The sequence below is a fragment of the Mycobacterium sp. IDUB_37 genome (assembly GCF_055419245.1).
In genome coordinates, this window is record NZ_JBVAXG010000007.1 from 77,535 (window position 1) to 101,330 (window position 23,796).

General features: G+C 63.9%; 21 protein-coding genes. 8 read left to right on the plus strand and 13 right to left on the minus strand.

What is annotated here, in order from left to right:
- From ACZY1I_RS22330 to ACZY1I_RS22345, 4 genes are read left to right on the plus strand one after another with little or no spacing between them, the layout of a single operon-like run.
- The gene (locus ACZY1I_RS22330; protein ID WP_463757315.1) at positions 1-1,146 is read left to right on the plus strand and encodes an acyl-CoA dehydrogenase family protein; all 1,146 of its coding nucleotides are present in this window, start codon (positions 1-3) and stop codon (positions 1,144-1,146) included.
- Positions 1,146-2,078, plus strand: a complete 933-nt coding sequence (locus ACZY1I_RS22335; RefSeq protein ID WP_463757317.1) for an acyl-CoA dehydrogenase family protein — start codon at positions 1,146-1,148, stop codon at positions 2,076-2,078. Before ACZY1I_RS22330 ends, ACZY1I_RS22335 begins: the two co-directional genes overlap by 1 nt.
- Positions 2,075-3,031 carry an acyl-CoA dehydrogenase IpdE2 gene (gene ipdE2 / locus ACZY1I_RS22340; RefSeq protein WP_463757319.1) on the plus strand — a complete coding sequence of 319 codons (957 nt, stop codon included), beginning with the start codon at positions 2,075-2,077 and terminating at the stop codon, positions 3,029-3,031. Before ACZY1I_RS22335 ends, ipdE2 begins: the two co-directional genes overlap by 4 nt.
- Positions 3,028-4,194, plus strand: coding sequence for a pyridoxal phosphate-dependent aminotransferase (locus tag ACZY1I_RS22345; protein ID WP_463757321.1), 1,167 nt, complete (start codon positions 3,028-3,030; stop codon positions 4,192-4,194). Before ipdE2 ends, ACZY1I_RS22345 begins: the two co-directional genes overlap by 4 nt.
- Here the strand turns inward: ACZY1I_RS22345 and ACZY1I_RS22350 are convergent.
- Positions 4,159-5,010, minus strand: a complete 852-nt coding sequence (locus ACZY1I_RS22350; RefSeq protein ID WP_463757323.1) for an arylamine N-acetyltransferase family protein — start codon at positions 5,008-5,010, stop codon at positions 4,159-4,161. The genes ACZY1I_RS22345 and ACZY1I_RS22350 overlap by 36 nt on opposite strands.
- 137 nt (positions 5,011-5,147) lie before the next feature.
- On the opposite strand from ACZY1I_RS22350, the gene ACZY1I_RS22355 reads away from it, so the two are divergent.
- Together ACZY1I_RS22355 and ACZY1I_RS22360 are read left to right on the plus strand one after the other, a co-directional pair.
- Positions 5,148-8,243, plus strand: coding sequence for a Kelch repeat-containing protein (locus tag ACZY1I_RS22355; RefSeq protein ID WP_463757325.1), 3,096 nt, complete (start codon positions 5,148-5,150; stop codon positions 8,241-8,243).
- Between the two features lie 123 nt (positions 8,244-8,366).
- Positions 8,367-8,861, plus strand: a complete 495-nt coding sequence (locus tag ACZY1I_RS22360) for a hypothetical protein (protein WP_463757328.1) — start codon at positions 8,367-8,369, stop codon at positions 8,859-8,861.
- 78 nt (positions 8,862-8,939) lie between these two features.
- Here the strand turns inward: ACZY1I_RS22360 and ACZY1I_RS22365 are convergent, their stop codons facing one another.
- From ACZY1I_RS22365 to ACZY1I_RS22405, 9 genes are read right to left on the minus strand one after another with little or no spacing between them, the layout of a single operon-like run.
- The gene (locus ACZY1I_RS22365; RefSeq protein WP_463757330.1) at positions 8,940-9,905 is read right to left on the minus strand and encodes a hypothetical protein; all 966 of its coding nucleotides are present in this window, start codon (positions 9,903-9,905) and stop codon (positions 8,940-8,942) included.
- A 30-nt stretch (positions 9,906-9,935) separates the two neighbouring features.
- Entirely contained in the window at positions 9,936-10,898 is a 963-nt protein-coding gene (locus ACZY1I_RS22370; RefSeq protein WP_463757334.1) for an MlaD family protein, read from the minus strand.
- On the minus strand, positions 10,895-11,944 hold the full coding sequence (locus ACZY1I_RS22375; RefSeq protein ID WP_463757338.1) for an MlaD family protein: 1,050 nt from the start codon (positions 11,942-11,944) through the stop codon (positions 10,895-10,897). Before ACZY1I_RS22375 ends, ACZY1I_RS22370 begins: the two co-directional genes overlap by 4 nt.
- Entirely contained in the window at positions 11,941-13,074 is a 1,134-nt protein-coding gene (locus ACZY1I_RS22380) for an MlaD family protein (protein WP_463757342.1), read from the minus strand. The genes ACZY1I_RS22375 and ACZY1I_RS22380 overlap by 4 nt, the downstream gene beginning before the upstream one ends.
- Position 13,075: 1 nt before the next feature.
- Positions 13,076-14,092: an MlaD family protein gene (locus tag ACZY1I_RS22385; protein ID WP_463757344.1), complete on the minus strand. Its 1,017-nt coding sequence runs from the start codon at positions 14,090-14,092 to the stop codon at positions 13,076-13,078.
- Positions 14,089-15,102 (minus strand): MlaD family protein, encoded by a 1,014-nt coding sequence (locus ACZY1I_RS22390; protein WP_463757346.1) that lies wholly within the window; start codon positions 15,100-15,102, stop codon positions 14,089-14,091. Before ACZY1I_RS22390 ends, ACZY1I_RS22385 begins: the two co-directional genes overlap by 4 nt.
- Positions 15,099-16,172, minus strand: a complete 1,074-nt coding sequence (locus ACZY1I_RS22395; RefSeq protein ID WP_463757348.1) for an MlaD family protein — start codon at positions 16,170-16,172, stop codon at positions 15,099-15,101. Before ACZY1I_RS22395 ends, ACZY1I_RS22390 begins: the two co-directional genes overlap by 4 nt.
- A 4-nt stretch (positions 16,173-16,176) precedes the next feature.
- Positions 16,177-17,043, minus strand: a complete 867-nt coding sequence (locus ACZY1I_RS22400; RefSeq protein WP_463757350.1) for an MlaE family ABC transporter permease — start codon at positions 17,041-17,043, stop codon at positions 16,177-16,179.
- The gene (locus tag ACZY1I_RS22405; RefSeq protein WP_463757353.1) at positions 17,043-17,951 is read right to left on the minus strand and encodes an MlaE family ABC transporter permease; all 909 of its coding nucleotides are present in this window, start codon (positions 17,949-17,951) and stop codon (positions 17,043-17,045) included. The genes ACZY1I_RS22400 and ACZY1I_RS22405 overlap by 1 nt, the downstream gene beginning before the upstream one ends.
- Before the next feature lie 587 nt (positions 17,952-18,538).
- On the opposite strand from ACZY1I_RS22405, the gene ACZY1I_RS22410 reads away from it, so the two are divergent.
- On the plus strand, positions 18,539-19,699 hold the full coding sequence (locus tag ACZY1I_RS22410; RefSeq protein WP_463757356.1) for an Abi-alpha family protein: 1,161 nt from the start codon (positions 18,539-18,541) through the stop codon (positions 19,697-19,699).
- 149 nt (positions 19,700-19,848) lie between these two features.
- On the opposite strand, the gene ACZY1I_RS22415 is transcribed toward ACZY1I_RS22410, so the two are convergent.
- Positions 19,849-21,207 carry a hypothetical protein gene (locus ACZY1I_RS22415; RefSeq protein WP_463757360.1) on the minus strand — a complete coding sequence of 453 codons (1,359 nt, stop codon included), beginning with the start codon at positions 21,205-21,207 and terminating at the stop codon, positions 19,849-19,851.
- 370 nt (positions 21,208-21,577) lie between these two features.
- Complete coding sequence (locus tag ACZY1I_RS22420; protein WP_463757363.1) at positions 21,578-22,186, minus strand: hypothetical protein; 609 nt, start codon at positions 22,184-22,186, stop codon at positions 21,578-21,580.
- Between the two features lie 174 nt (positions 22,187-22,360).
- Here ACZY1I_RS22420 and ACZY1I_RS22425 point away from each other — a divergent pair, with 174 nt between their 5' ends.
- Positions 22,361-23,113 (plus strand): hypothetical protein, encoded by a 753-nt coding sequence (locus ACZY1I_RS22425; protein ID WP_463757366.1) that lies wholly within the window; start codon positions 22,361-22,363, stop codon positions 23,111-23,113.
- Positions 23,114-23,224: 111 nt separating this feature from the next.
- Here ACZY1I_RS22425 and hsaB read toward each other — a convergent pair whose 3' ends face one another.
- The gene (hsaB, locus tag ACZY1I_RS22430) at positions 23,225-23,791 is read right to left on the minus strand and encodes a 3-hydroxy-9,10-secoandrosta-1,3,5(10)-triene-9,17-dione monooxygenase reductase subunit (protein ID WP_463757369.1); all 567 of its coding nucleotides are present in this window, start codon (positions 23,789-23,791) and stop codon (positions 23,225-23,227) included.
- Positions 23,792-23,796: the final 5 nt, after the last annotated feature.

The window sequence follows — 23,796 nt, forward strand, 5'->3', positions numbered from 1 at the left end:
GTGGACCTTAATTTCGATGACGATACGTCGGCCTTCCGGGCCGAAGTGCGCGAATTCCTCGCCGCCAACCGGGAAGCGATCCCGACCAAGTCCTATGACAACGCGGAAGGCTTTGCTCAGCACCGCATTTGGGACAAGGTGCTCTTCGACGCCGGCTTGTCGGTGATCAACTGGCCGAAGAAATACGGCGGCCGCGAGGCGCCCCTGTTGCACTGGGTCGTCTATGAAGAGGAATATTTCACCGCCGGGGCGCCGGGGCGGGCCAGCGCCAACGGCACCTCCATGCTGGCGCCCACCCTGTTCGCGCACGGCACCGAGGAGCAGCTCGACCGAATCTTGCTGAAAATGGCCAGCGGCGAACAGATCTGGGCGCAGGCCTGGTCCGAGCCCGAGGCAGGTAGCGATCTGGCCTCGCTGCGTTCGACCGCGACCAGGACGGACGGTGGCTGGCTGCTCAACGGGCAGAAGATCTGGAGTTCGCGCGCGCCGTTCGCCGACATGGGATTCGGGCTCTTCCGCTCCGACCCCGAAGCGCAACGACACAACGGGCTGACCTATTTCATGTTCGACCTGAAAGCCGACGGCATCACCGTGCGCCCGATCGTCCAATTGGGCGGCGACACTGGGTTCGGCGAGATCTTCCTCGACGACGTCTTCGTACCCGACGCGGACGTGATCGGCGCCCCGAATGACGGCTGGCGCGCCGCGATGAGCACCTCGAGTAACGAGCGCGGCATGTCACTGCGCAGTCCGGCCCGCTTCGTGGCCGCCGCCGAGCGGCTGGTGCAGTTGTGGAAACACAGCGGCTCCCCACCCGAATTAGCCGATCGGGTCGCCGACGGGTGGATCAAAGCGCAGGCCTACCGGCTGCAGACGTTCGGCACCGTCACCAGGCTGGCCAGCGGCGGCGAGTTGGGCGCAGAATCGTCGATCACCAAGGTCTTCTGGTCGGATCTGGATGTGGAGTTGCATCAGACCGCGCTGGACATCCGGGGTGCAGACGGTGAGCTGGCCGGCCCCTGGACCGAAGGCCTGCTGTTTGCGCTGGGCGGGCCGATCTACGCCGGCACCAACGAAATTCAGCGCAACATCATTTCCGAACGGCTGCTGGGTCTGCCTCGCGAACAGAAGGGGCAGCAACGCTGATGTACTTCGCACTCGACGAACAGCAACGTGATTTCGCGGCCAGCATCGACGCGGCCCTGGGTGCCGCGGACCTGCCCAACGCGGTGCGCGCCTGGTCCGCAGGAGACACCGCGCCGGGCCGCAAGATATGGGAACAATTAGCCAACCTGGGCGTCACCGCACTGATCGTGCCGGAGAAGTTCGACGGCATCGATGCGTCTCCGGTCGACCTGGTGGTGGCGATGGAACGGCTCGGACGCTGGTGCGTGCCGGGCCCGGTGACCGAATCCATCGCCGTCACGCCGATCCTGCTGATCGAAGATGACCGCAGCGGCGCACTCGCCTCCGGTGAACTCATCGCCACCGTCGCCCTGCCCCCGGACGTTCCGCGCGCCGTCAACGCCGATACCGCCGGGCTGGTGCTGGTCGCGGGCGAGCAGGTCAGTGAAGCTGAGGTCGGCGCTGAACACGAGTCCGTCGACCCCAGCCGGCGCCTCTTCGACGTGACCGCAACCGGCTCCACTTGGCAGGCGGATACCAAGCGCGCCTACGATTTCGGCGTGCTGGCGACCGCGGCCCAGCTGGTGGGCGCGGCCGAAGCGCTACTGTCCGGCAGCGTCGACTACGCCAAACAACGCACCCAGTTCGGCCGGGTGATCGGCTCCTATCAGGCGATCAAACACAAGCTCGCCGACGTTCACATCGCCATCGAACTGGCCCGCCCGTTGGTGTACGGCGCGGCGGTGTCGCTGGATGCCCGCGATATCAGCGCGGCCAAGGTCGCGGCGGGCGAGGCGGCACTGCTGGCCGCGCGGTCATCGTTGCAGACGCACGGCGCGATCGGGTTCACTCAGGAGCACGACCTGTCGCTACAGCTACTGCGGGTGCAGGCGCTGCGTTCGGCCTGGGGTACCCCGGAAACGCACCGGCGACGAGTTCTGGAGGCGCTATGACAATCAATGAAGAACGGGAGATGCTGCGGGAAACCGTTGTCTCCCTGGTCAGCAAGCATGCCGGTCCGGCGGCGGTGCGAGCCGCCATCGAATCCGAACGCGGCTACGACGAGTCGCTCTGGGCGCTGCTGTGTGAGCAGGTGGGCGCCGCCGCGCTGGTCATCCCCGAGGAGTTGGGTGGTGCGGGCGGCGAACTTGCCGATGCCGCAACGGTTCTGCAGGAGCTGGGCCGCGCGCTGGTGCCGTCTCCGCTGCTGGGCACCACGCTCGCTGAACTCGCGCTGCTCGCCGCGCCTGAGCCGGATGCGGAGACTCTCGAGGCTCTGGCCGAAGGCCGTTCCATCGGCGCGCTGGTCCTCGACCCGGACTACGTGATCAACGGAGACATTGCCGACGTCGTCGTCGCCGCCGACGACGGTCAACTGAGCCGATGGACCCGGTTCGACGCCGAGCCGGTCTCAACGATGGATCTGACCCGCAGGCTGGCGCGGGTGCGCCCCGAGGAGACCGCCCCCCTGGGCGATGACCCCGGCTTGGCCGACATCGCGGCAATCCTGTTGGCGGCCGAGCAGATCGGCGCAGCGGAACGCTGTCTTGAGTTGACCGTCGACTACGCCAAGAGCCGTGTCCAGTTCGGCCGCCCGATCGGCAGCTTTCAGGCGCTCAAGCATCGGATGGCTGACCTGTACGTCACGGTGGCCGCGGCCAAGGCCGTCGTCAACGAAGCCTGCGCCGAACCCACCGCCAGCAAGGCCGCAGCCGCGCGTCTGGCGGCGACCGAGGCGCTCAATATCGTGGCGGCTGAAGGCATCCAGATGCACGGCGGCATCGCGATCACCTGGGAACACGATATGCACCTGTATTTCAAACGCGCGCACGGTAGTACGCAGCTCCTGGACTCGCCACGGGAGCTGCTGCGCCGTCTGGAATCAGAAGTCCTCCCGACACCGTGAAAAATCGCGTCGCACTGCGAGCGGGCATCCCACCGTTTTATGTGATGGACGTCTGGCTTGCGGCCGCTGAACGCCAACGCACGCATGGCGACTTGATCAACCTGTCGGCCGGCCAACCCAGCGTCGGTGCCCCGGAGCCGGTGCGCGCCGCCGCGGCCTCCGCCCTGCATCTCAACCAGTTGGGTTACACGGTGGCGCTGGGCATTCCGGAGCTACGCGCCGCGATCGCGGCCGATTACCAACGCCAGCATGACATCTCGGTAGAACCCGATGCGGTCGTCGTCACCACTGGTTCGTCCGGCGGCTTCCTGCTCGCGTTCCTGGCTTGCTTCGACGTAGGTGATCGGGTGGCGATGGCCAGCCCCGGTTACCCGTGTTACCGAAACATTCTGACCGCGTTGGGATGTGAAGTCGTCGAGATCCCCTGTGGGCCGGAAACCCGGTTCCAGCCCACCGCGCAGATGCTCGCCGAACTCGACCCCCCGGTGCAAGGTGTCGTAGTCGCCAGCCCGGCCAACCCAACCGGAACCGTCATACCCGCGCCGGAACTGGCGGCCATCGCGAAGTGGTGCGACGACTCCGGGGTGCAACTGATCAGCGACGAGGTCTACCACGGCCTGGTGTACGACGGCGCGCCGCAGACCAGCTGCGCCTGGCAGACTTCGCGAAATGCGTTCATAGTCAACAGCTTTTCCAAGTATTACGCGATGACCGGCTGGCGACTGGGCTGGTTGCTGGTGCCCGCCGAACTGCGTCGGGCGGTGGACTGCCTCACCGGTAACTTCACCATCTGCCCGCCGGTGCTGTCACAGATCGCCGCGGTGTCGGCATTCACCCCGGAGGCCATCGCCGAGGCCGAGGCGAATCTGCAGCACTATTCGGTCAATCGCTCGCTGCTGCTCGATGGCCTGCGCCAAATCGGCCTCGACCGACTGGCGCCCACCGATGGCGCGTTATATGTCTACGCGGATGTCTCCGACTTCACCGACGACTCACTCGCGTTCTGCTCAAAACTGTTGGCAGATACCGGCGTTGCCATCGCACCCGGTGTCGACTTCGACCCGGCCCGAGGCAATTCATTTGTCCGGCTGTCCTTCGCCGGGCCCACCGACGACATCGGAGAATGCCTACGCCGCATCGGTTCCTGGCTGCCCCACCGGTAATGCTTCGATGCGGGCTTCGAGCGCAGCACGGTCGCCGACGTCGGCCACGTTGATTCCGAACCGCTGACTCAGGGTGTCCACCACAGCTGCCGCGTCATCCAGCAGGATTTTTTCGCTGCCACCGGCCCGATGGATCACCAGGTGGCGGCCGGACAGGTTCATCCGGCCATCGTCGGTGACCAACGCGATCATCATGGAGGTGACGAACTGCGACGCGGGATGGGTCGATACGTACCAACTGCCGACGGTGAGGTCGATCTGCGGGCGCGTCTGGCTGGTGAATTCGTATAGCGCCTGCCAGTTGTCGCCGATCTGAGCTTTTAAGACGAATCCGTCACCACGATCGTCGAGCCGGTACGGCTCGTGTGTCGTCTGCTGCACCCCTCCGGTTTCAAAGCGAAGCGGCGACGTCGGCGTCTGGCCACCGAACCCGACGTCGACGAGATACGGTCCTCCGCAACCGGGGAAGGTCACCGCCAGAACGGTGTGTGTCTGTGCGGGCGGCGGTGCGTCGGCCGGGCGCATCCACACCACGCGCCCCGTCAGCCGGCGCACCCGAAATCCGATTTCGGCCAGCGCATAGCCCATCAAGCCGTTCTGCTCGTAGCAGTAACCGCCCCGGCCTCGGTGAACCAGCTTGTCGATCAACGCCTCTGGGCCCAGATCGGCCACCGGCACGCCCATCAACGGGTCCAGATTCTCGAAAGGAATCGCCTTGGTGTGCGCCGTCATCAGATCTTGAAGGACGCCCAACGTCGGTTCAGCAGTACCGCGGTAGTTCACGCGATCGAAATACGCGGTCAGATCCAATGGCATGACAACCATTCTCCTTTGCACAATCTCGATCGCGACCCGACAGAACTACAGTTGCCAGAACATTCCCCAGCACGCAACAGGTTCGCTACTGTTGACCTCGCGAATCATCCAATGCAGCCGAGGAGAAGCGCGACAAAATGCCCGAAGTACCCCCGGAAAACGTTCCCCCGAGCGGGATCGTGGTGGAGTTGGCGGCCGCCGGCTTCGAGGACGCGCGGGAAGTCGGCCGTGGCGGCGCCGGGGTGATCTATCGCTGCTACGAGACGGCGCTGGGCCGCAGCGTTGCGGTGAAGGTGCTGCCAACACATTTCGACGAGGGCGGCAAGGAACGTTTTCTGCGTGAGGGTTACGCAATGGGCGGCCTCTCCGGACACCCGAACATCGTCCATATCCTGCGCGTCGGCATGACCACCAGCAATCGGCCCTACATTGTGATGCCTTATCACGCCGCGGATTCCCTGGCGGTGCGACTGAGTCACGAAGGCTCACTCCCCTGGCCCGAAGCTCTGCGGATAGCCGTGAAATTGTGCGGGGCGCTGGAAACCGCGCATCGTAACGGCACTTTGCACCGCGACATCAAACCGGCCAATGTGCTGATCAACGACTACGGCGAACCGCAACTCAGCGACTTCGGGATCGCGCACATCGAGGGCGGCTTCCAGACGCAGACCGGATTCTTCTCCGGCACGATCGACTACACCTCGCCGGAGGTGATGACCGGAAACCCGGCGACGGTGTCCGCCGACATCTACTCACTCGGCGCCACCATCTACGCCCTGATCGCAGGCAATGCCGCACATGAGCGTCGCAAGGGCGAAGACCTGATCGCGCAGTATCTGCGGATCAGTTCAACCGGGGTCCCTGATCTGCGATCCGAGGGTATCCCCGACGCGGTGTGCTCGGCGATCGAGAAGGCGATGTCGATCGACCCGGCCAACCGGCCCGAGTCGGCCGAGGCATTTGGTCACGACCTGCAGGCCGCGCAGCGCCACAACGGATTGAAGCCTGACGCCATGGCGATCACCAGGTCGGCGGATAGCACCGGACGGACTGCGATCCTGGCGCCGGGGGTCTCGCTGACGCCGCCCGGTGCGACTAGTCGGCACGGGCAACCGCCGGACCCAGATACGTCCATAGCGGCGTCCCGCTCGCGCCAGGCACCGCCGCCGGTTGACCACGTCACGTCATCGATCAGACAGCCGATCGCGCCCCGTGACGATGCGCGAGACGAGTTCCCCGAGGCCGCGGGCGGGTCGCGCAACAAGCACGGCGCACGAACTGAGCCCCGGCTTGCCAAGTCGCCCGTGCCTTCATCGGGTCGAAAATCGCCGGGGTCGAGGGCAACCGCGCTGCTCGGCTCGTCGGGAACCAAGAAAACTCGACTGATCGTGGCCGGCGCGATCGTGGTGGTCCTGTTGTTGGTGGCCGGCGGCGTGTTCCTGATGACATCGGGTGAGAAGAAGCCGGCCAGCACGGCTCAATCGCACCCCAAGCCGCCCGTTCAATGGAAGCCGATCACCAACGCTCGTGTGGCCCGGGACGCGGCAGCGACTACCCAATCCGACGGCACCATCTGGATTTTCGGTGGCGTCGGAAGCAACGGCGCCGTCACCGGACGTCAGGAGGGTTACGACCCCGCCATCGACGAATGGAAAGGCGGCGACGACCTTCCCGTCCCGGTGCAGCGCGCCGCAGCGGTGACCTGGCAGGGCAACCCCGTGGCGCTTGGTGGCTGGAAGACAGCCAGCGCCAAAAACGTTGCCAGCGACCAGGTTTGGCGCATGGTGAACAGCCACTGGGTCGAACTGCCCCGCCTCCTGCAACCCAGGGCGGCCGCGGCCGCGGCGGTTGTCGGTGACCGCATCATCGTCACCGGCGGCGTGGACGCCGACGGTGCGCTGCTGAACACGACGGAGATCTTCGACGGCAACTCCTGGACCCTCGGCACACCCATACCGACGCCACGGCAGTATCTGGCCGCAGCCTCCGACGGCAAGTTGGTCTACGCGGTCGGCGGCGCGAGCGGAAGCACGGACTCGGCCGCTGTGGAGGCCTACGACCCGGTCGCCAAGACCTGGGCGACCTTGCCGCCGTTGGCCCGGCCGCGCAGTGACCTCGGCATCGCCATCACCGATGGCCGATTGGTGGCTGCAGGGGGACTGTCGGGCGGTGAAGTCCTCAAGAGCGTGACGGTGTTCGATTTGACCGCCAAGAGGTGGGACGCGCTGCCGGACATGGCGACCGCTCGGCACGGCATGGCTTTGGCCGCCGTGGAGAAGACGATTTACGCGATCGGAGGGTCGACCGGCACCGCCGATCAGCAGGTCGTCTCGACAGCCGAGTCCCTGACACTGCCGGTCCGCGAGACCCAACCCGCGTCGCAATGGCGCAGCCTGCCGGACGCGAAGAGTCCCCGGCTGATGATGGCGTGGACGGTGCTCAACAACAAGATCTGGCTGATGAGCGGCCTTTACAACGGCACCGTGCTCACCACCGTCGAGAGTTACGACCCGAGTACGGGCGTATGGGAAACCGGTCCTCCACTGCCGATCGGATTGCACCACGCCACGGCGGCAACCTACCGCGGCGAGGTGGTCGTGCTCGGGGGCGCCAGCGACAGCATCGCGAACGCATCCAACAGAGTATTCGCGCTGCGGGGCAATAACTGGGTCGAACTGCCGAGCCTGACCCATCCCCGGGCCGGAGCGGCAGCGGCGGTGGTGGGCGACAAGCTCGTCATCGTCGGCGGGCAGAACGCCAAGCAGTTGGTGCCGCAGACCGAAGTGTTCGACGGCAACTCCTGGACGGACGCCGCCGATATGCCGACCCCGCGCGAGCACCTGGCCGCAGTCTCCGATGGCACCTACGTGTACAGCGTCGGCGGGCGTTTCCTGTCGGCCGACAAGAACTCCGCGGCTCTCGAGCGGTTCGACCCGGCGACCGGCGCGTGGACCAAGTTGGTCGACATGCCCACGCCACGCGGCAGCTACGGCGCCACGTTCATCGATGGCAGGATTGTCGCGGTCGGCGGCGAAGAACCCACACAGGTTTTGGCCGTGGTCGAGGCTTACGACATCGCCGAGGCCAAGTGGTCGACGCTGACGCCGATGCCGACCGCGCGCCATGGCGAGGCCGTTGCCACGGTGGGCCACACCATTTACGTGATCGGCGGCGCAAACCGGCCGTCCCACGAAGGCGGGACCGCGACCGTCGAGGCCCTCGACTTCAACTGACGATCGCCTCCCGCATCTCACCGTCAGCAGCGTCAAATCGGTTGTTTTATATCTGTTGAATACGGGGATTCGGTACAGACGGCCGCTATACCACCGCAAACCGATCTACTGACGGAGCTCACCATGAGTACCAGCAATATCGTGTTGATTGTGATCGCCGCACTGGTTGTCATCGCAATATGCGCCACACTCGCTGTCGTCGCGGCCAAGCAGAAGCGGCGCCGCCAGGTTCAGCAGGCCGAAGAGATCCGCGAACAGGCACGTCTGGAGACCGCTCGGGTCGAGCGCCGCGAGGCACTGGCCGAGGAGACGGCAGCGCGTGCACGTGCGGCCCAGGCCGAGGCCGAGGCCAAAGCGGCCGAGGCGGCCCGCCTGCAACAACGCGCCGCCGCGCACCAGAGTGAGGTCGCGACGTCCCGAGAGCAACTCGACGAGCAGTGGAAGCACGCCGACACCATCGACCCCACCATCAAGGCCGACCAAGCCGAGCGGTCCGCAACCCGCGACGAGGTACGTCAGCGCGACGGCCTCAATGACGAAGCGTGGGGCCGCGAATCCGGCGACCAGGACACTGACCACCTCCGCGGCACCGACACTTACCGCGGGGCGCGCACCTGATGTAAGCGGGCGTAACGCTGCCGCGAAGACTTCCCCTTGGTCTTCGCGGCAGCGTTACGTGTGCGTACCCTCAGCTAACTAGCGTCTGGGTGCCGGCGGCGCCGCTGGGGGTGGCGGTCCGGACTCGGGCGCGGGTGCCGGCGGCGGTGCCATCTGATCCGCCAATCCCGCGTGGCTACCGGTCTTTGGCCCGATGTCGGAGACCTGCCAGCCATCCTTGGTCTTGTTGACGGTCACCTGAAGCAGGATCAGCGAAACGCGCGGCTTCGGATTCTGCAGGTTGCGGGTGGTCTGGGCTGCCGACACCACCACTTGGAACACGTCACCGGGCTGGGGAACGGCATCGACGGCCAACACCTCGCCCGACGACGTCACCTGCGCCTGCACCATGACGCCCTTCAAAATGTTGGTGGCGTTGACGTACTTGTCCTTGAGGGACTGCGAGACACCACTCTCCACGGAACGGAAGAACGCGTCTGGGTCTTCGAAGGTGTAGGTCAGCGACTTCAGCGCGTATTCCTTGGCCAGCCTGGCCGCAACTTCGCGATCGGATTGTGTCTGGCGTAGCGCGGTCAGCTCGTGGTTCAGCCGGTTGTACTGGATGTAACCGAACACCCCGCCACCGATCGCCGCCCCCACAAGCACCGCCGCAACCCACTGCCACAAGGACTTCGGGCGCTGTAGCTTGCTGAAGCGGCCTGGCTTCGCCTCTTCCTCGCTGTCCTCGGCAACCGCATCCTCGGTGTCGCTTTCCGCGTCGTCGCCGGCATTCTCGGCGTCTCTCGCGGCGGCCTCCTCGGCTGCTGCTTTCCTGGCCGCCTTCCTGGCAGCCTTCTTCGCAGCCTTCTTCGCCTCGTCTTTGGCGTCTTTCTGGGCGTCTTTTTCGAGGTTGACGGCGGCGGTCTCAGCCTCGGCGACTTCGGCTGGGCCCTCGTCCTCGCTGTCGGCTTCTGCGCTGTCGGCCTTCACGCCGTCTTCGCCGCTGCCTTGGGCGTCCTCTTCCCCCGCGGCCAATTCGGCCTCCTTGACCATATTGATGCTCATGCTCGAACCTTCAATGTATTCCCCTTCGGGTTACTGCCCCTCGGGCACATTCACCTGGACCCGCAGTGCACCCGAGTTGTTGAAGGTCGACTCCCAGAAGTCCAACCAGTGCCCGCCGTTGACATTGAGCCCGCGCAGTGGCGCGGTCGCCGGCTCCAGAACGGTGGCGAAGGTACCCAGCGGCCCCGACAGATCATCCATGTATCCGTTGATGTGGTCGACCATCACCGGTACCGGAGCACCTTGGGCGAAGGTCCCGTCGGCGGCGTGCGAGTACTCATCGGTGCCGTGCACCAACTTGGTCAACGCCACCAACGCACTCGGCAGTACCGCGCCGGCCTGGCGCAGCGATGCGTCGGCGTGCACGCCGTTCAGATCGTCGACCAACGTGAAGACATTGCCGAAGAGCGTGGTGAGCAGTTGCTTGTTCTCCAACTCCATTTTGGAAATCAGCCCTGCAGTGGTGGCCAGCGAGTCAAAGGTCGCGTCGTTGTCGGCGAAGGTCTGCGACACGGTGGTGACGATGCTTTGAACGTGAGCCGGATTGATCACTGAAAGCACCGCATTCGCCTTCGCGAGCAATTCGCTCACCGTCACCGACGGCGCGACACGATCGGCGGGAATCACTGCACCACTGTTGAAGTACGGCGGCGCAATGCGTTTCGGCTTGAAGTCGATGTACTGCTCCCCCACCAGGGAGAGGTTCTGGATGCTGATCGGGCTGTCGGCTGGAACCGGATGGGCCGGGTCGAGATCGATCGAGACCCGCAAACCCGTTGGCGTGGCTTGGATTCCGGTCACTTTGCCCACCTGAATCCCGCGCATCGTCACCTGCGAGGTGGGCAGCAGACCGCCCGACTTATCGAGCACGAGCGTAACCCGGGTGGGCGTCACGGTCGGGTCCTTCTTGAGTACCTCCAAGGAGAGGTATCCCACCCCGAATACCGTCATCACTGCCAGGATCACCAAAGTGGTTGTGGCGTTGAACCTCATGGCAGCATCCCCATCGTCCGCATGGCCGAGACCGCCTGGTCGGCTCTGTCCGCAGGATCCACGTCCGGCGGGTTCCCGCGCGGACCATGAACCTCGGACACGTTGAATTTCGGCCCGCCGTTGCCGAAGAACGGGATCAGCTTGTCGCGCACCAGGCCGAGCAACTTGTCAGAGTTGACCGGAACCGTGGTGTCCGCCGATGCGATCGATCCGACCAAAGGCGTGATGTAGGAGAGCATCTGGATGAAATCGCCGGTGTGAGGTACCAGCAAGTCATTGCCCGCGCGGCCGAGGCCCTGCAGATAGACCAGCAGCTCGAGGATGTTCGGCAGCACGCCCGTCATTGCGTTGAGGTTGCCGGGACCGTTGGCCATCAGATTGTCGAGAACTCCGGCGTCGGCGTGCAGAGTTCTGGTCACGCTCTCGGCGCTGTCCAGGATGTCGTCGATGGTGGCCTGATTGGCCGCCAGGTCGCTCAACACGCCGGTGAGCTTGTTGCGGATCCGGAGTTGCTCGGCGGGATCTTTCGGAAACGCGTTGTTCAGGCTGACCAGTGAGTCCTGCAGGGTGGTCAGTGTGCCACCGGTTACCAGGTTCGACACTCCCCGCAGGATGTTCTCGATGTTGTCGGCCGGCACGGTGTTGCGCAACGGGATCGTGTCGCCGTCACGTAGCGGTCGCGCGGCCGGCTTGTCCGGCGGTAGTAGCGCGATGTAGATGTCGCCCAGGACGGTGGCCTGGCGGAGTTCGGCCCGGGTGTTCTCCGGCAGCGCTGCGCTTTTGGAGATATCGACGTAGGCAACGGCCGTGTTCTCGACCAACTCGACCTTGTTCAGGACCCCAACCCGAACGCCGCCGTAGTCCACCTTGGCCTTGGCCGGCAGGTTCAGCACACTCGAGAATTCGATCTTGATGCCGTACTTCTCGCCGGGGACATACGAGCCGGGCACCGGCAACTTGGTCGGGTCCAGTGAGCATCCCGCCGTCAGAACGACTAGCGAAGCACCCAGCAGCGCGATCAGTCCGCGTATCGATCGTCGGGTCATGACAAGGCGTTCCCCAGGATCAGATCGGTCAGGCCCAGCGTGACCGGATCGGAGGCAGTACCGGGCGCACACGCCGCGTCGCTACCCGGAGTCTTGCGCTCCCGCAGCACCGAGCAGATCGCACTGGCCTGCGGCGGCGAAACAGCCACCTGCGGCGGCAGATATGTGACGTTGTGGGTTCCCAACGCGGGGTAGTAGTTGTCGTGCGCCCAGTTCGTCAGCTGCGGGAGAGCATTGATGGAGCCGACGATGTTCGGGGTGTAGGCGTTGAGCACATCCCTGACGAAGGGCACCAGCTTGTCGGTGATGTTGTTGTAAACCCTTGGTGCGAAACGGTTCAGCGCGTCGACCAGGATGGGCAACGCGTGCGCGAGATGGTGCAGCGCGCTCCCGAAGCCGTCCGCGAGCCCCTGGATCATGGCGAGGCTGCCGGGCAGCGTGACCAGCGCGGTGGCCACGTTGCCCCAGTTCGCCAGCAGGGTCGAGGTGAGCAGCTCACCGTTGTCGACGAGTTGCCGGGCACCGTCGTCAAGCTCGTGCGGGTCACCGAGGATGACGACCAGGTCACGCAGCGTCTGATTGAGTCCCGGGCCGGTCCCCTCCAACGATTTACTCACCACTCCGAGGGTGTCGTTGATGGCTTGCGCGCCGGACGATTTGGACGGGTCCTGCCCCGGTTCGGTTCCCAGCAGAGTGTCGATCAGATGGTCTGCGGCAGCGAAGGTCTCGCTGATTCCGAGTGGTGTCTTGGTGGCGTCCAGCTTGATGCACTGGGAGCCGGTGAACTTGGGGCCGCCGCTGTAGGGCTTGGTGAGTTCAACATGGCGGTCGGTCACGATCGACTGCGAGAACGTGACGGCGCCGACGTCGGCAGGCAGGTCGACATCTTTGGCCACCGTGAAGTCGACCTTGACGTAATCGGGCTTGTTGGTGACGGCGGTTACCACGCCGACGTCGATACCCAGCAATTGCACCTTGTTGCCTGGGTAAAGCCCCACGCCGTCGGTGAACTCGGCGCACATCGCCCTGGAGTCGTCGAACTTCGGCCAGAACAACTTGGCGCCGATGACACCCACTGCTACGACGGCAGCGGTCACCACCACGGCAATTACGATGCGCTTCTTCGTCATTTCAGCAGTGCCTCATGATGTTCGGCAGACAGAGGTCCTGACCGGGGACCAGCCGGTGGTTCTCGTCGATGGCGACACCGTTTCCGCTGAGCATGGGTCCCACGATGTTGATGATCTGGCCCAGGCCGTCAGCGGCCCGGCCGATCCGGTCGGGATGGGTGAACAGCGAGTCGAAGATATCGTCGATTCCGTTGACCGACGGCGCGACCTCACGGCCGTAGAACACCATGATGCGGTCCACGATGCGCGTCAGTTCATTGAGCAAGGTGAAGAACTCGACGATGTCGACGGTCCTCGAGGTATAGCCCCGCCCGATCAGCGCGAATTGTTCGAGCAACGCCACAAGTGTCTGACGGTTCTCGTTGAGCGCGCTGACCGCGTCGTTGACGAAGCCCATGCCGCGATGGACGTCGTCCTTCATCTTGCCCAGGAACCCGGTCAAGTCGTTGGCGGAGTGCACGATCTCGCGCAGCGAATTCGGATACTTGTTGGCGGCGTTGGCAATCTGGGTGAAGGTGTCGTGCAGCACCTTGCCGTTGACGTCCTTGACCAGCGGTGTGACCGACTGGATGAGGTCGCTGGTCTCGAACGCGGCTTTGACATGGTTCGGCGGAATCACGTTGTGTCCCAACGGCACCGTGCCCTGCGGGTCGATCGCGATGTAGTGGCCACCGATCGGCGTCAGCAGCCTGATGTCGAGCGTCGATTCCGAGCCGACGAAAATCGTCTGCTTCAACTGGAATTGGACCTGCACCAGGTTTCGCACCAGCTTGACGCTGGTGACTTCCCCGATCGGAACACCGGCTAGGCGAATCTCGTCGCCGCTCTGCAGACCGCCGGACGTGCTGGCATTGGCCGTGTAGTTGCTCTGCCCGATGGGAACGACAAAGGCGACGATCGGAATGGTCAGCGCAATGATGATGACGATGATGCCGATGACTCCATGCCGGCGGCTGCGGTTCGCCGTGGCGCGATCGTCGAGTACGCGTCCCCAGTTTCTGCTGATGTGGATTTTCATTGGCAGACGACCAGATCCTGTTGCCCGAAGGCCACTTCCCCGATACCCGGCAGATGGACCTCGCCGTTGGTGCAGGTGTAGTTGGGTGCGGGTGTCGTCGGTTCGTCGGTGAGTGAGTCTCGCAGTCCCTGAATCAGGGACGGCACCAGCGAAAGGCCCGCGACGATGGTTGGTGTCTGCGGGAACATCCGGCTCATCAGGTCGTAGACCGGGACCGTCGTTCCGTCGAAGGTCCGCTCGGCGTATTGCAAGGTGTGTACCAGGCTTCGCATCAGGGGTAGCTCGATGTCGAGGGAGGTGCGGAACTCGTCGGCGGCAACCGTGAACGACCCCAGTAGCCCGTTCAGCGTGCTGATCAGATGAATCAACTGCTGTGACTTGCCGCCCAGGTCACCCGAAATCTCGCCGAGATTGCGGAGCAACACGGTGATGGCAGCCTGGCGGTTTGCGGCGAACTTTGTGATGGAGTCCAGATCACGCAGCACTGGCCCGAGTCCGGTGTCGTCGCCTTGAATCAGCCGCAGCAGGTTTTCGCCGAACTGATTGATCTGGGCCGGGTCGAGGGTGGACAGCACCGGCTTAAATCCGTTGAACAGCTTGGTGATGTCGTACGACGGAATGGTCTGCCCGATCGGAATCGCGCCGCCCGAGGCCAGCCGTTCGCCGGCGGCGCCCGACTGAACCAGCTCCAGGTAGCGCTGACCCAACAGGTTCTGGAATCGCACGGCGACAACGGTGTCCCGATATACCGGGTGGGCGCTCAGAGCGGTGAAATCGACCTTGGCCGTGTGGCCTTCGAGACGGATCGTCTCGACCTTGCCGACCTGCACCCCCGCGATGCGGACGTCGTTTCCAGCGTCGAGGCCCGAAACGTCGGTAAAGGTCGCCGAGTAATGCGTCGTCGGCCCGCTGACCGGGTTGCGGAGCGCGGTGAGCAGCATGAGGCCGCACACCGTTGCGACCGTCGTGAACAACGCCACCCAAAACACTGAGCTGCCTAGCTTTTTCACTCGCCACCCCCCGGCGAGAACCCTACGGGCCCGGGGGCGGGTCCTGGTAGCTCAGCCGGCCCGGCCAGCCCGTTGGCGATGCCCGGCGCGGTGTCCATGATGACCTCGGTGCGCATCCGGACTTGGCCGTCGACGATCGGGAATGCGGTGCTGGTGCGGTCGAGGAGCCCCGAAATTCGGTCGTAGGCCGGCGCCAGGCTGCCTGCGGCGTACATGCCCGGCACCGCGGCGTTCATCATCCCGTTGACCAGTGGGATGAGCCAGGGGTTGTTCCGCTGCAGCAGGTCGCCGACACTCCCCAACAGCTGACCGGTTTGGGTCATGACCAGGTTGGTGCGTTCGCTCGCGCCCGGCGTGTTCAGGAAGGTCATGGAACCGATCAGATCGGGTGCCAGATTGAGGCCGGGAAGTACCGGACCCAGGCCGCTCAAGAACGATGCGAGCACCGAAAGTGACTGTGAGATGGGCACCGTCTGGGAATCGGCCAGGATCTTCGCGATATCGAGGCCGGCTCTGGTGGCCGGGCCGACGAGGTCGGCGTGCCGGCGCAGGTCGTCGATCACGCGACTGAGCTCGGGTGTGTCCAGCGTCCGACTCAGTTGCTGACCCTCGCGCAGCAATTCGGTGATCGTCGCTGCCTCCACCTCGGTGCGGACGGTCAACGTCTGCCTCGAGCGCAAGGGCGGGCCCTTGCCGTCGCTCACGAGCTCGACTTCGGTGGTGCCGAACAGATTCGACGAGGTGAACCTGGCGATGGTGTCGGCGGTCAGCACTTTCGCCTGGCGCGGATCGATCACGACTGTCATCTGCTGCTTGTTGTAGCCGACCGTCTCGAGTTCCTTCACCGACCCGATGGCCATGCCGTGGTACTTGACCTCGGCACCAGGCGCCAGGCCCTCGCCGATCGTGTTGGCGACCATGGTCAGTTCGAAGTTGTCGTCGTACGAGCCGGTGGTCGCCTGGTAGAGGAAGGTGCCCGCAATGGCCAGCACTACGGCAACGACCAAGCCCCGGAGTCGTAAGGTGCCCGAGCTCGGCGGCCGCGCGGTTCTGGTGAGGAATGTCGGCATGGTCTTATCCCGACAGCCGCAAGCCAGCGTTGTTGCCCCAGAACAGCAATGTGAGCACCATGTCGGCGATGACGAGCGTGATCAGGCTGGCCCGGATAGCTCGACCGGAAGCGCGTCCGACGCCCTCGGGACCACCGCCGACGTAAAAGCCTTCGTAGCAGTGGATGGCGATGATCAGGATGACGAAAACGACCGCCTTGATAGCCGAGTACACGACGTCGGACGGCTGCATGAACATGTCGAAGTAGTGGGTGTAAGTGCCCGATGCTTGATGCAGAGTCACCATCAGCGCACACGACAAGTAGCTCAGAGCGAGGGTGAACAAGTACAGCGGAATGATGGTGATGATCCCGGCGAGGACGCGGGTGGTCACCACGTAGGGGATGGCCGGGATGCCCTGGACTTCGAGCGCGTCGATTTCCTCGGCGATTCGCATGGCGCCGATCTCGGCGGTCATCCGGGTGGCCGCCTGGGCGCCGAATCCGATTCCGGCAATCATCGGCGCCAGCTCTCGAGTATTGGCGTAGGCCGAGATGAAGCCGGTGAGCGGCCCCATACCGACCATGTCCAGCACGTCATACGCGACGAGTCCGACCGCGCCGCCAATCGCGAGGCCCATGAACGCCAGCACGCCGATCATGCCGCCGCCGACGACGATTGAGCCATTGCCCCAGATCATGTCGACCAGAATCACGCCGGTTTGGCGCCGGTACCGTGCGATGGTTCGCGGAATCGAGGCGAGCACTTGAGCCAGGAAAGTCGCCTGGTGCCCGAGGCGCTCGAATACCGAGCCCCCCTTGTAGAGAACCGACCATCCGGCCCGTAGCCCCGTGGTCAGTCCGGCCGGCGCATGCCGCGACGGTGTAGCCATCACCCCACCTTTGTCGGCATGAACGTGGCGACCAGCGCGGTGATACCGAGGTTCAGAACAAACACTGTGACCACCCCCAGAACAACGGATGCGTTGACCGAGTCAGCCACACCCCGCGGACCGCCCCTCTTGGTCTCCAAACCGCGCTGGCAGGCGATCAGCGTCACGATCACACCAAATAACCACGTCTTGAGCAACGCCACCCCGACATCAGCTACCGTCGCGTACGACCCGAACGAGGCAATGTAGCTGCCGGGAGTGCCCGACTGGTAACCGACGTTGACCACGTAGCCGGCGGCCAGTCCCATGAAGATGATGAAGATGCACAGCACCGGCGCCAGCAAGATGATCGCCGCCAACCGGGGCGTGACCAGTCGTTGAACGGGGTCGATCCCCATCACGCGCAGCGCGTCGACCTCGTCGCGAATGGTGCGCGCACCCAGGTCTGTGGTCATCGCCGAACTGGCCGCCCCGCCCAGCAGCAATGCCGCCATGATCGGCGCCGCCTGACCGATCACGCCGAGGCCGCCGACCGCACCCGAGATCGACGTCGCTCCCACTTGCACGATGAGGTTGCCCACTTGCACAGCGATGATGACGCCGAAGGGAACGGATATCAGCAGCGCCGGAATCGCCGTGACTCCGACGATGAAGGAAGCCTGACTGAGGGTTTCGCGCCACGGATGACGCAGCCTGATGATGTCCGTGACCAGGTACAGGACGGACTGGGTGCCCAGCTCGAAGAATCGGCCCAGGGTCTGCAACCCCTGGTCCGTCCGTCGGACGAAGAAGCGCCACGGCCGCGCCAGAGTGGTCGCGGCCGACCGGCCGGGGCGACGTTCGGGAGCAACCGGAGTTGCCGGAGCCAGTGTTTTTGCCGAAGTATCGGTTTTCGCCGCTGAACTCAACAGTCCCAGCTCCTTGGTGAGGGCGATCGCGCTTCACCGATGAGCGGACCAATCTTTGCCAAATCTGCCGCGACTCCCAAGAAAACGGGCTCAGTGCACAAAAATGCTGCCTTTGTACAGATAAGCGACATTGGCGTTCCCCTGATCAAGGTGGGCTTAGGAGTGCTGAAGGGATGGTATTGAGTCCACCTAGTACCGCTGAGTACGTTATTGAATAGAGACGCAACGGTTATACAAACGTTATAGTCTGTCGTGTCAAAGTTTTTGACAACGGATGACCTTACTGCTTTAAACGGGTGGCGGCGACTGTGGGGGACGCAGCATAAGGGCAGTTCAGAGCTCCCAGTGGGGTTACGGCCGCTGCCGCACCAAGGCTGAGAGCGGCGAGGTTCCCACGCGGACCCATGCCGGCCACCTGGCACTCCCGGCCCGGGTGGCCCCTCGGCGTTCGGGGTCACGCCCTGGTGCCGGCCCGCCCGCGGCACCTATACCGAACCAATTGCTCGGGTGGCCTTGTTGAGCAGATACACTTTCGTTCCGTCACAACGTAATGTGATCTGACACACAACGCCGTGAACAGGTAGGTCATGACTGAATCCAAGGGCCTCGCCCACCCGAATCCGCAGGACGACGGGGACCCGCGCCGGTCCGCCGAAGTGGCGGCGTACTCCCAGTTCTCCACGGTGCTTCGCGACGCAGCCAACGTCGTCGAAAGCACCAGGGGTTTGTTCTCGTCGACGGTGCATGCAGTCACCCACCCCAGAGCCGCGGTCAACAATTTCACGAATCTTGTGAACTACCTGTCAAATTCGACGTCCGCCGCCCGCGAGATCGCGGCGGCGGCCACCGGCGGCGTCGTGGGTCAACTCACCGGAGGCGATGCGACTGCGTCCGCGTCGGCCATCGCCGGTCCGCTCGCCTCTGACGTCTCGACCAACTCGGCAGTGACAACACAGCTGCCGACGCCCGCGGTTGCCGCGCCTGTCTCGGACGGCCACGCCGCCCCGACGGACGGTTCCCTGGGCAGCATCATGGGCACGGTGGGCCGAGTCGCCTCCCGCCCCGTCGGCTTGTTTGCTGAGACGATACGTCAGGTACAACAGGTGCAGCACGGCATGGCGCCATCGCACGCCATTGACAGCGTGGTCAGCTCGTTCCTGGGCACCACCGGCGTTCGTGACGAAACCGCAGAGTTACGCAAGCGCGGTGACGAGCTTGTCCGCATCTCGTGCAAGCCGGAATATCAGCGCCGGGACGTGCATCCGTCATTTTCGAATATTCTCGACGAACTGCTACCCGACGAGGCTCGGATACTTCGCTTTCTGGCGGTAGCCGGCGCCCAGCCCGCCATTGACGTCCGAACAAAGTCGCTATTTCAGGTCGGTTCAGTCAAGTTGGTCGGTGGCGTCAACATGATCTCCGAAATGTCGGGTTGTAAATGGACGGATCGGGGTTACCAGTATCTGGCCAACCTCGCTCGATTAGGCCTTATCGACTTTTCCAAGGAGCCCATCGACGACTACCGCCGCTACGCGTTACTGGAAGTGCAGCCAATCGTCGTGGAGCGGACTGTCGGGGTCGCCAAGTTCATCAGTACCTACCGGAGCATCGGCCTGACCTCATTCGGACGGCAATTCGTCGCCTCCTGCATCGACACCGACGGTTACGACGGCGGTGGCTGGGCGACCGACGGCCGTGAGGACAAGATCGTCGGGAAGGGTCCGCCCAGCGCCCGCGAATCGGTGTGACCTGATTTAGCAGCGAGGAGCCCGGGGCATGGCATGACGCCCCGGGCTTTCGTCTTTTCTGTTGCACTTGTGCGTCGCCGGCGATGCCGAGACAGAAAAATCCGGTAGCGCGCAAGCGCGCTACCGGACCAGGTTCGGGCTGAGTGGGGTTACCAGCCGAAGATCAACAAGTGCAGGGCGCCTACGACTATGCCCAGCAGGCCGCCGTGGACGTAGAGCAGCCAGGCATCCTGCTCGATAGCCGAGTAGAGCATTTCGGCGAATTCGTGCGGAGGCAACGCCCGGAACTTCTCGGTGGCGAATTCCGCGATCTTCTTCTCACGCTGGCCACCACTTTCGTCGATGGACAGCAACCCGGGCGCCAGTTCCACGGCGGCCAGACTCGCCTTGTGCTCGAGAACACCGACATGCACGATCCCGAGCGACTTCGCCGTCATCGTCGCGAAGGGCGTGAGTATCTGCTCGACTTCTTCGCCCACCGACTCCTCGATGATCAGCGCGGTCTTGTCGCCGCTCGCGCCCAAGAGCAACTCATTCGCAAAGTTCGGCACGGTCATGACCTCACGGGCCAGCATGAGCGAGATCTCAGCCGCGGCCTCGTGCTGACGCTTGGGGAAGAGGCCCTGCTTCCAGATGTACTTGTACCGCGGTGCCGGGTCGCCCGGCTCGAACACGATCTTGACCGCCAGGTAGTTGACCACGATTCCGATGAGCGCGGCCCCGCCGAGAACCACCAGCCACATCGGAATAGAGCTCAGGACCGGTGGTTGGTCTTCGCGGACCCAGGAGATGTAGAGCGCGAGAGGGATTCCGAAGACGAAGCCGAGCGCGCCGATCTTGATCATGAACCGAAGCTCAGGCGCCCCCATGCCCTTGATGATTCCCACCAGTACGGCGGGATTGCGTCGCAGGTGGTTGACCACCATCAGCTTCACATTGAGTAGGTCGCTGATGTTGTCTCCGATTTTCGCGAACACCCGGCGCGAAATCTGCGGCAACTTCTCATCCAGTTGCTTCAGCGTCTGGTTCTGCACCGCGACCGGCAAACTCCGCCACAGCGTGCGGTGCTCGCTTTCGATGATGTCCTCTGCGAGTCGCCGAATATTTGGTCGCAACGCATCAGCCAGCTGGGCGGCGAGGTCAGCCGGCCCGAGCTCCTCGTAGAAATCTCGGATACTCCCGATCCGGGCGATCGACATATCGACGATCAGGCTGGCCATCTTCTCGGCACGACAAGGTATGAAGCCCTGAAAACCCAGGATTCCCTCGGGCGCGAAGATGGGCAGGATCTGTACTTTGCGGGGCAGAAACGGGAAGAGTGATTTCAGACCTGGCACGTAGAAGCCGGTGAAATAGACCGGCGCGAAAAGCATGAGCACCCCGGTCCAGTTGGTGATGAGACCCGCGACCGCACTGAAGATCGGGATACTGACGAGGTCAACGACGAACGCGGATTGTCCGGTGAGCTCTTCCCAATCGATGAATGGGCCAGAAGCGAGAACACTCATTCTTTACGTCCTCCGAGTTGCCGAGAACACGCACGGTAGTGCAGGGGGCGATTGATGGTAGCAGTCTGTCGCTTATCAAGAAATGCACCTGCCAAGCTCCCCAAGCGAACGATCAAAAGACGTGTTGGGCAACGTAAAACGAGTGGACAAAGGCCCTTTGATTGCCAAATGTTGCACAGCAGGGCAAGCGGTCGCCACGCGGTGGACGGCCGCCTGCCGGCGACCTTGACGGACCGAATCGTCTTGCCGTGCAGCACATTCCAGCGTTTCCGCTGATGACGAAAAATCTGGACACGATCAAATTAAAAGCATCGCAATTGAGCGGGCAGCCTTCGTTGGCCAGTCGAATTCGGTGTTGGAGAGGGAGATATCAGGTGCGCAGCGCGAAGTAACCGATCATCTCGTAACGGTCGCGGGGCATCCGGAAGAGAATCTTGCCCAGATAGGTACCGGGCACCACCTCGACCAGTTCGTCGCGGATGCTTCTGATAACAAGACGCGGGTTGTCGCCGACATCGGAGTAATCGATAACCATCACCTGCACGTCGGGATCAGCCTTGCCGGCGTCGGTGTAGGTCTTGAAGTCGAAGGCGAGTTTGCCGTCGACCGCGTCCTTCATCTTGTACAGCGGCCACAACAGTTTCGACGGAAGGGTCGCGCTGTTGACCATCCGGTTGTCGCCAGTGCGGTTCACCGAGTCGAACCGCTTCCCCTGCCACGGCATCCACAGACTGGTGATCATCCGCACTCCCGCGTCGACCGCGGGGTTGGTGGTCGTCATCACCAGGATGCCGTCGGTGGGCCCCTCGAGACTGGTGGGCGGCTTGCCGAGTTTGAATATCGAGTCGAGTTCAGCCTCCGCGGCCGACGCGTCCGACTTCGCCGCCTCTTTGAGGTCGACGATCCACTGCCAGGCTTCGTCCGCGGCTTCGCGCTCGCGTAGTTCCGAGACGCGAGACTCGGCAAGTTCGGATGACATCCTTACTACCCCCCATTACATCGTTGTGACGACGGTCACCAGATGTTAGCCCGCAACACCGCCATCAGAGAACATGCGTTTCGCCAATTGGAGAGAAAGTTCGGCCTGCGCTCCGCCGTGGACCCGAAATCTGACCATTGGCGGCACCCAGCGGCGACGGTAGTGTGCACCCGCATGAAGTCACCGACGCTTCTCACCGCGGTGATTGCGGTCGCCATCGCCGGGGCACTGTGCCCACGGGCCCACGCAACTCCCAGTCTCGCGCCGTGCGCGACTACCGTCGCGACGATCAATCCCAAGGCTCAACTGCCGCACACTGACTGCCGACTGCACGCCGGCGATCGTGTCGGCGCGAACTTCGACGTGGACTACTGGACCGTGCCGGAGGCGCCCGGACCAAGGGCGGTCAAGGTCACTGTGACCGACGCGTCGGGGGCCGTCACCCAGACGATCGACGAGCTACTCGAGCCATCGAGCCCCAGCGGCGCCGGTTTGCAGGACCTCGACGGGGACGGTCGCGACGAACTGATAATCCCGATCAACCAGGCCGTCTTCAACGGCAGCCCCAACACCCGGTTCTCCGTATGGCGCGCGCAGGGCGACAGCCTGCACTTCGAGCGGACGCAGATGGTCGGTCAGGCCGTCTATCCCAGCGGAGATGGCTACGTCGTTTCCAACGGCGGCTCGCCTAACAGCCGGGACCTCAGCTTCTACCTGCCGACCGGTGCCGGGTTCACGCTCGTCACCGTTCTGACGATCGAAGCCGAGACGTTCGACCCGGGCACTCACCGGGTGCTCACGGTCAATTGCCGCGCCCATCCCCTGGATAGCCTGAGCGCGATCGACATGGATATCGGCACCGCACAGGACACCTTCTGCGCGTCGCCCGCGGCCCGGGCCATCTGGCCTGAGGCGGCTCGCGTTTAGAAACGCCACGCCGAGCGTGTGGCTTATGGACGAGTTGGGCCAACGTTTTCGTACTTGAGACCCACGTTCGGCGGCGATCCAGCTCACCCGTAGCGGCGCGTGTTCAGCCTCTTAGAGCCAGGTGTCCTGCGTGGTCGTGGTGAGAAACGCTTCCAGGTCGTCACGCCACTGCGCCGGCGTGGTTTTGTCCGGTTCGATTCCGGTGTAGTCGCCGCGGTAGAACAACAGTGGCCGCGGCTTGATCTGCGGCACCTCAGACAGCGAGCTGACCGCACCGAACACCACGAAATGGTCGCCACCGTCGTGCGTGGATGCCACTGTGCAGTCGATGTAGGCCAGCGACCCTTCGATGATCGGTGAGCCGAGTTCCGAAGGATGCCAATCGATTCCGGCGAACTTGTCCGGTTCCCTGGATCCGAAGCGCGCCGAGACGTGCTTCTGGCTCTCGGTCAGCACGTTGACGCAGAACTTGCCGCTGGCCTCGATCGCCTGCCAGGACCGAGACACCTTGGTCGGGCAGAACAGCACCAGCGGCGGATCCAGCGACAGCGCCGCAAACGACTGACAGGCGAAGCCGACCGGCACGTCGTCGTGCACGGTGGTGATGATGGTGATTCCGGTGCAGAACTGACCGAGCACGCTGCGGAAGGTACGCGGGTCGATCGGCGCGGCAGCCATTTCCA

What these genes read in the sequence shown, in the direction of transcription:
- ACZY1I_RS22335 (WP_463757317.1), top strand. Translation starts at nt 1,146, where the DNA reads ATGTACTTCGCACTCGACGAACAGCAACGTGATTTCGCGGCCAGCATC.
- ipdE2 (WP_463757319.1), top strand. Translation starts at nt 2,075, where the DNA reads ATGACAATCAATGAAGAACGGGAGATGCTGCGGGAAACCGTTGTCTCC.
- ACZY1I_RS22350 (WP_463757323.1), bottom strand. Translation starts at nt 5,010, where the DNA reads ATGCCATTGGATCTGACCGCGTATTTCGATCGCGTGAACTACCGCGGT.
- ACZY1I_RS22355 (WP_463757325.1), top strand. Translation starts at nt 5,148, where the DNA reads ATGCCCGAAGTACCCCCGGAAAACGTTCCCCCGAGCGGGATCGTGGTG.
- ACZY1I_RS22360 (WP_463757328.1), top strand. Translation starts at nt 8,367, where the DNA reads ATGAGTACCAGCAATATCGTGTTGATTGTGATCGCCGCACTGGTTGTC.
- ACZY1I_RS22365 (WP_463757330.1), bottom strand. Translation starts at nt 9,905, where the DNA reads ATGAGCATCAATATGGTCAAGGAGGCCGAATTGGCCGCGGGGGAAGAG.
- ACZY1I_RS22370 (WP_463757334.1), bottom strand. Translation starts at nt 10,898, where the DNA reads ATGAGGTTCAACGCCACAACCACTTTGGTGATCCTGGCAGTGATGACG.
- ACZY1I_RS22375 (WP_463757338.1), bottom strand. Translation starts at nt 11,944, where the DNA reads ATGACCCGACGATCGATACGCGGACTGATCGCGCTGCTGGGTGCTTCG.
- ACZY1I_RS22380 (WP_463757342.1), bottom strand. Translation starts at nt 13,074, where the DNA reads ATGACGAAGAAGCGCATCGTAATTGCCGTGGTGGTGACCGCTGCCGTC.
- ACZY1I_RS22385 (WP_463757344.1), bottom strand. Translation starts at nt 14,092, where the DNA reads ATGAAAATCCACATCAGCAGAAACTGGGGACGCGTACTCGACGATCGC.
- ACZY1I_RS22395 (WP_463757348.1), bottom strand. Translation starts at nt 16,172, where the DNA reads ATGCCGACATTCCTCACCAGAACCGCGCGGCCGCCGAGCTCGGGCACC.
- ACZY1I_RS22400 (WP_463757350.1), bottom strand. Translation starts at nt 17,043, where the DNA reads ATGGCTACACCGTCGCGGCATGCGCCGGCCGGACTGACCACGGGGCTA.
- ACZY1I_RS22410 (WP_463757356.1), top strand. Translation starts at nt 18,539, where the DNA reads ATGACTGAATCCAAGGGCCTCGCCCACCCGAATCCGCAGGACGACGGG.
- ACZY1I_RS22415 (WP_463757360.1), bottom strand. Translation starts at nt 21,207, where the DNA reads ATGAGTGTTCTCGCTTCTGGCCCATTCATCGATTGGGAAGAGCTCACC.
- ACZY1I_RS22420 (WP_463757363.1), bottom strand. Translation starts at nt 22,186, where the DNA reads ATGTCATCCGAACTTGCCGAGTCTCGCGTCTCGGAACTACGCGAGCGC.
- ACZY1I_RS22425 (WP_463757366.1), top strand. Translation starts at nt 22,361, where the DNA reads ATGAAGTCACCGACGCTTCTCACCGCGGTGATTGCGGTCGCCATCGCC.
- hsaB (WP_463757369.1), bottom strand. Translation starts at nt 23,791, where the DNA reads ATGGCTGCCGCGCCGATCGACCCGCGTACCTTCCGCAGCGTGCTCGGT.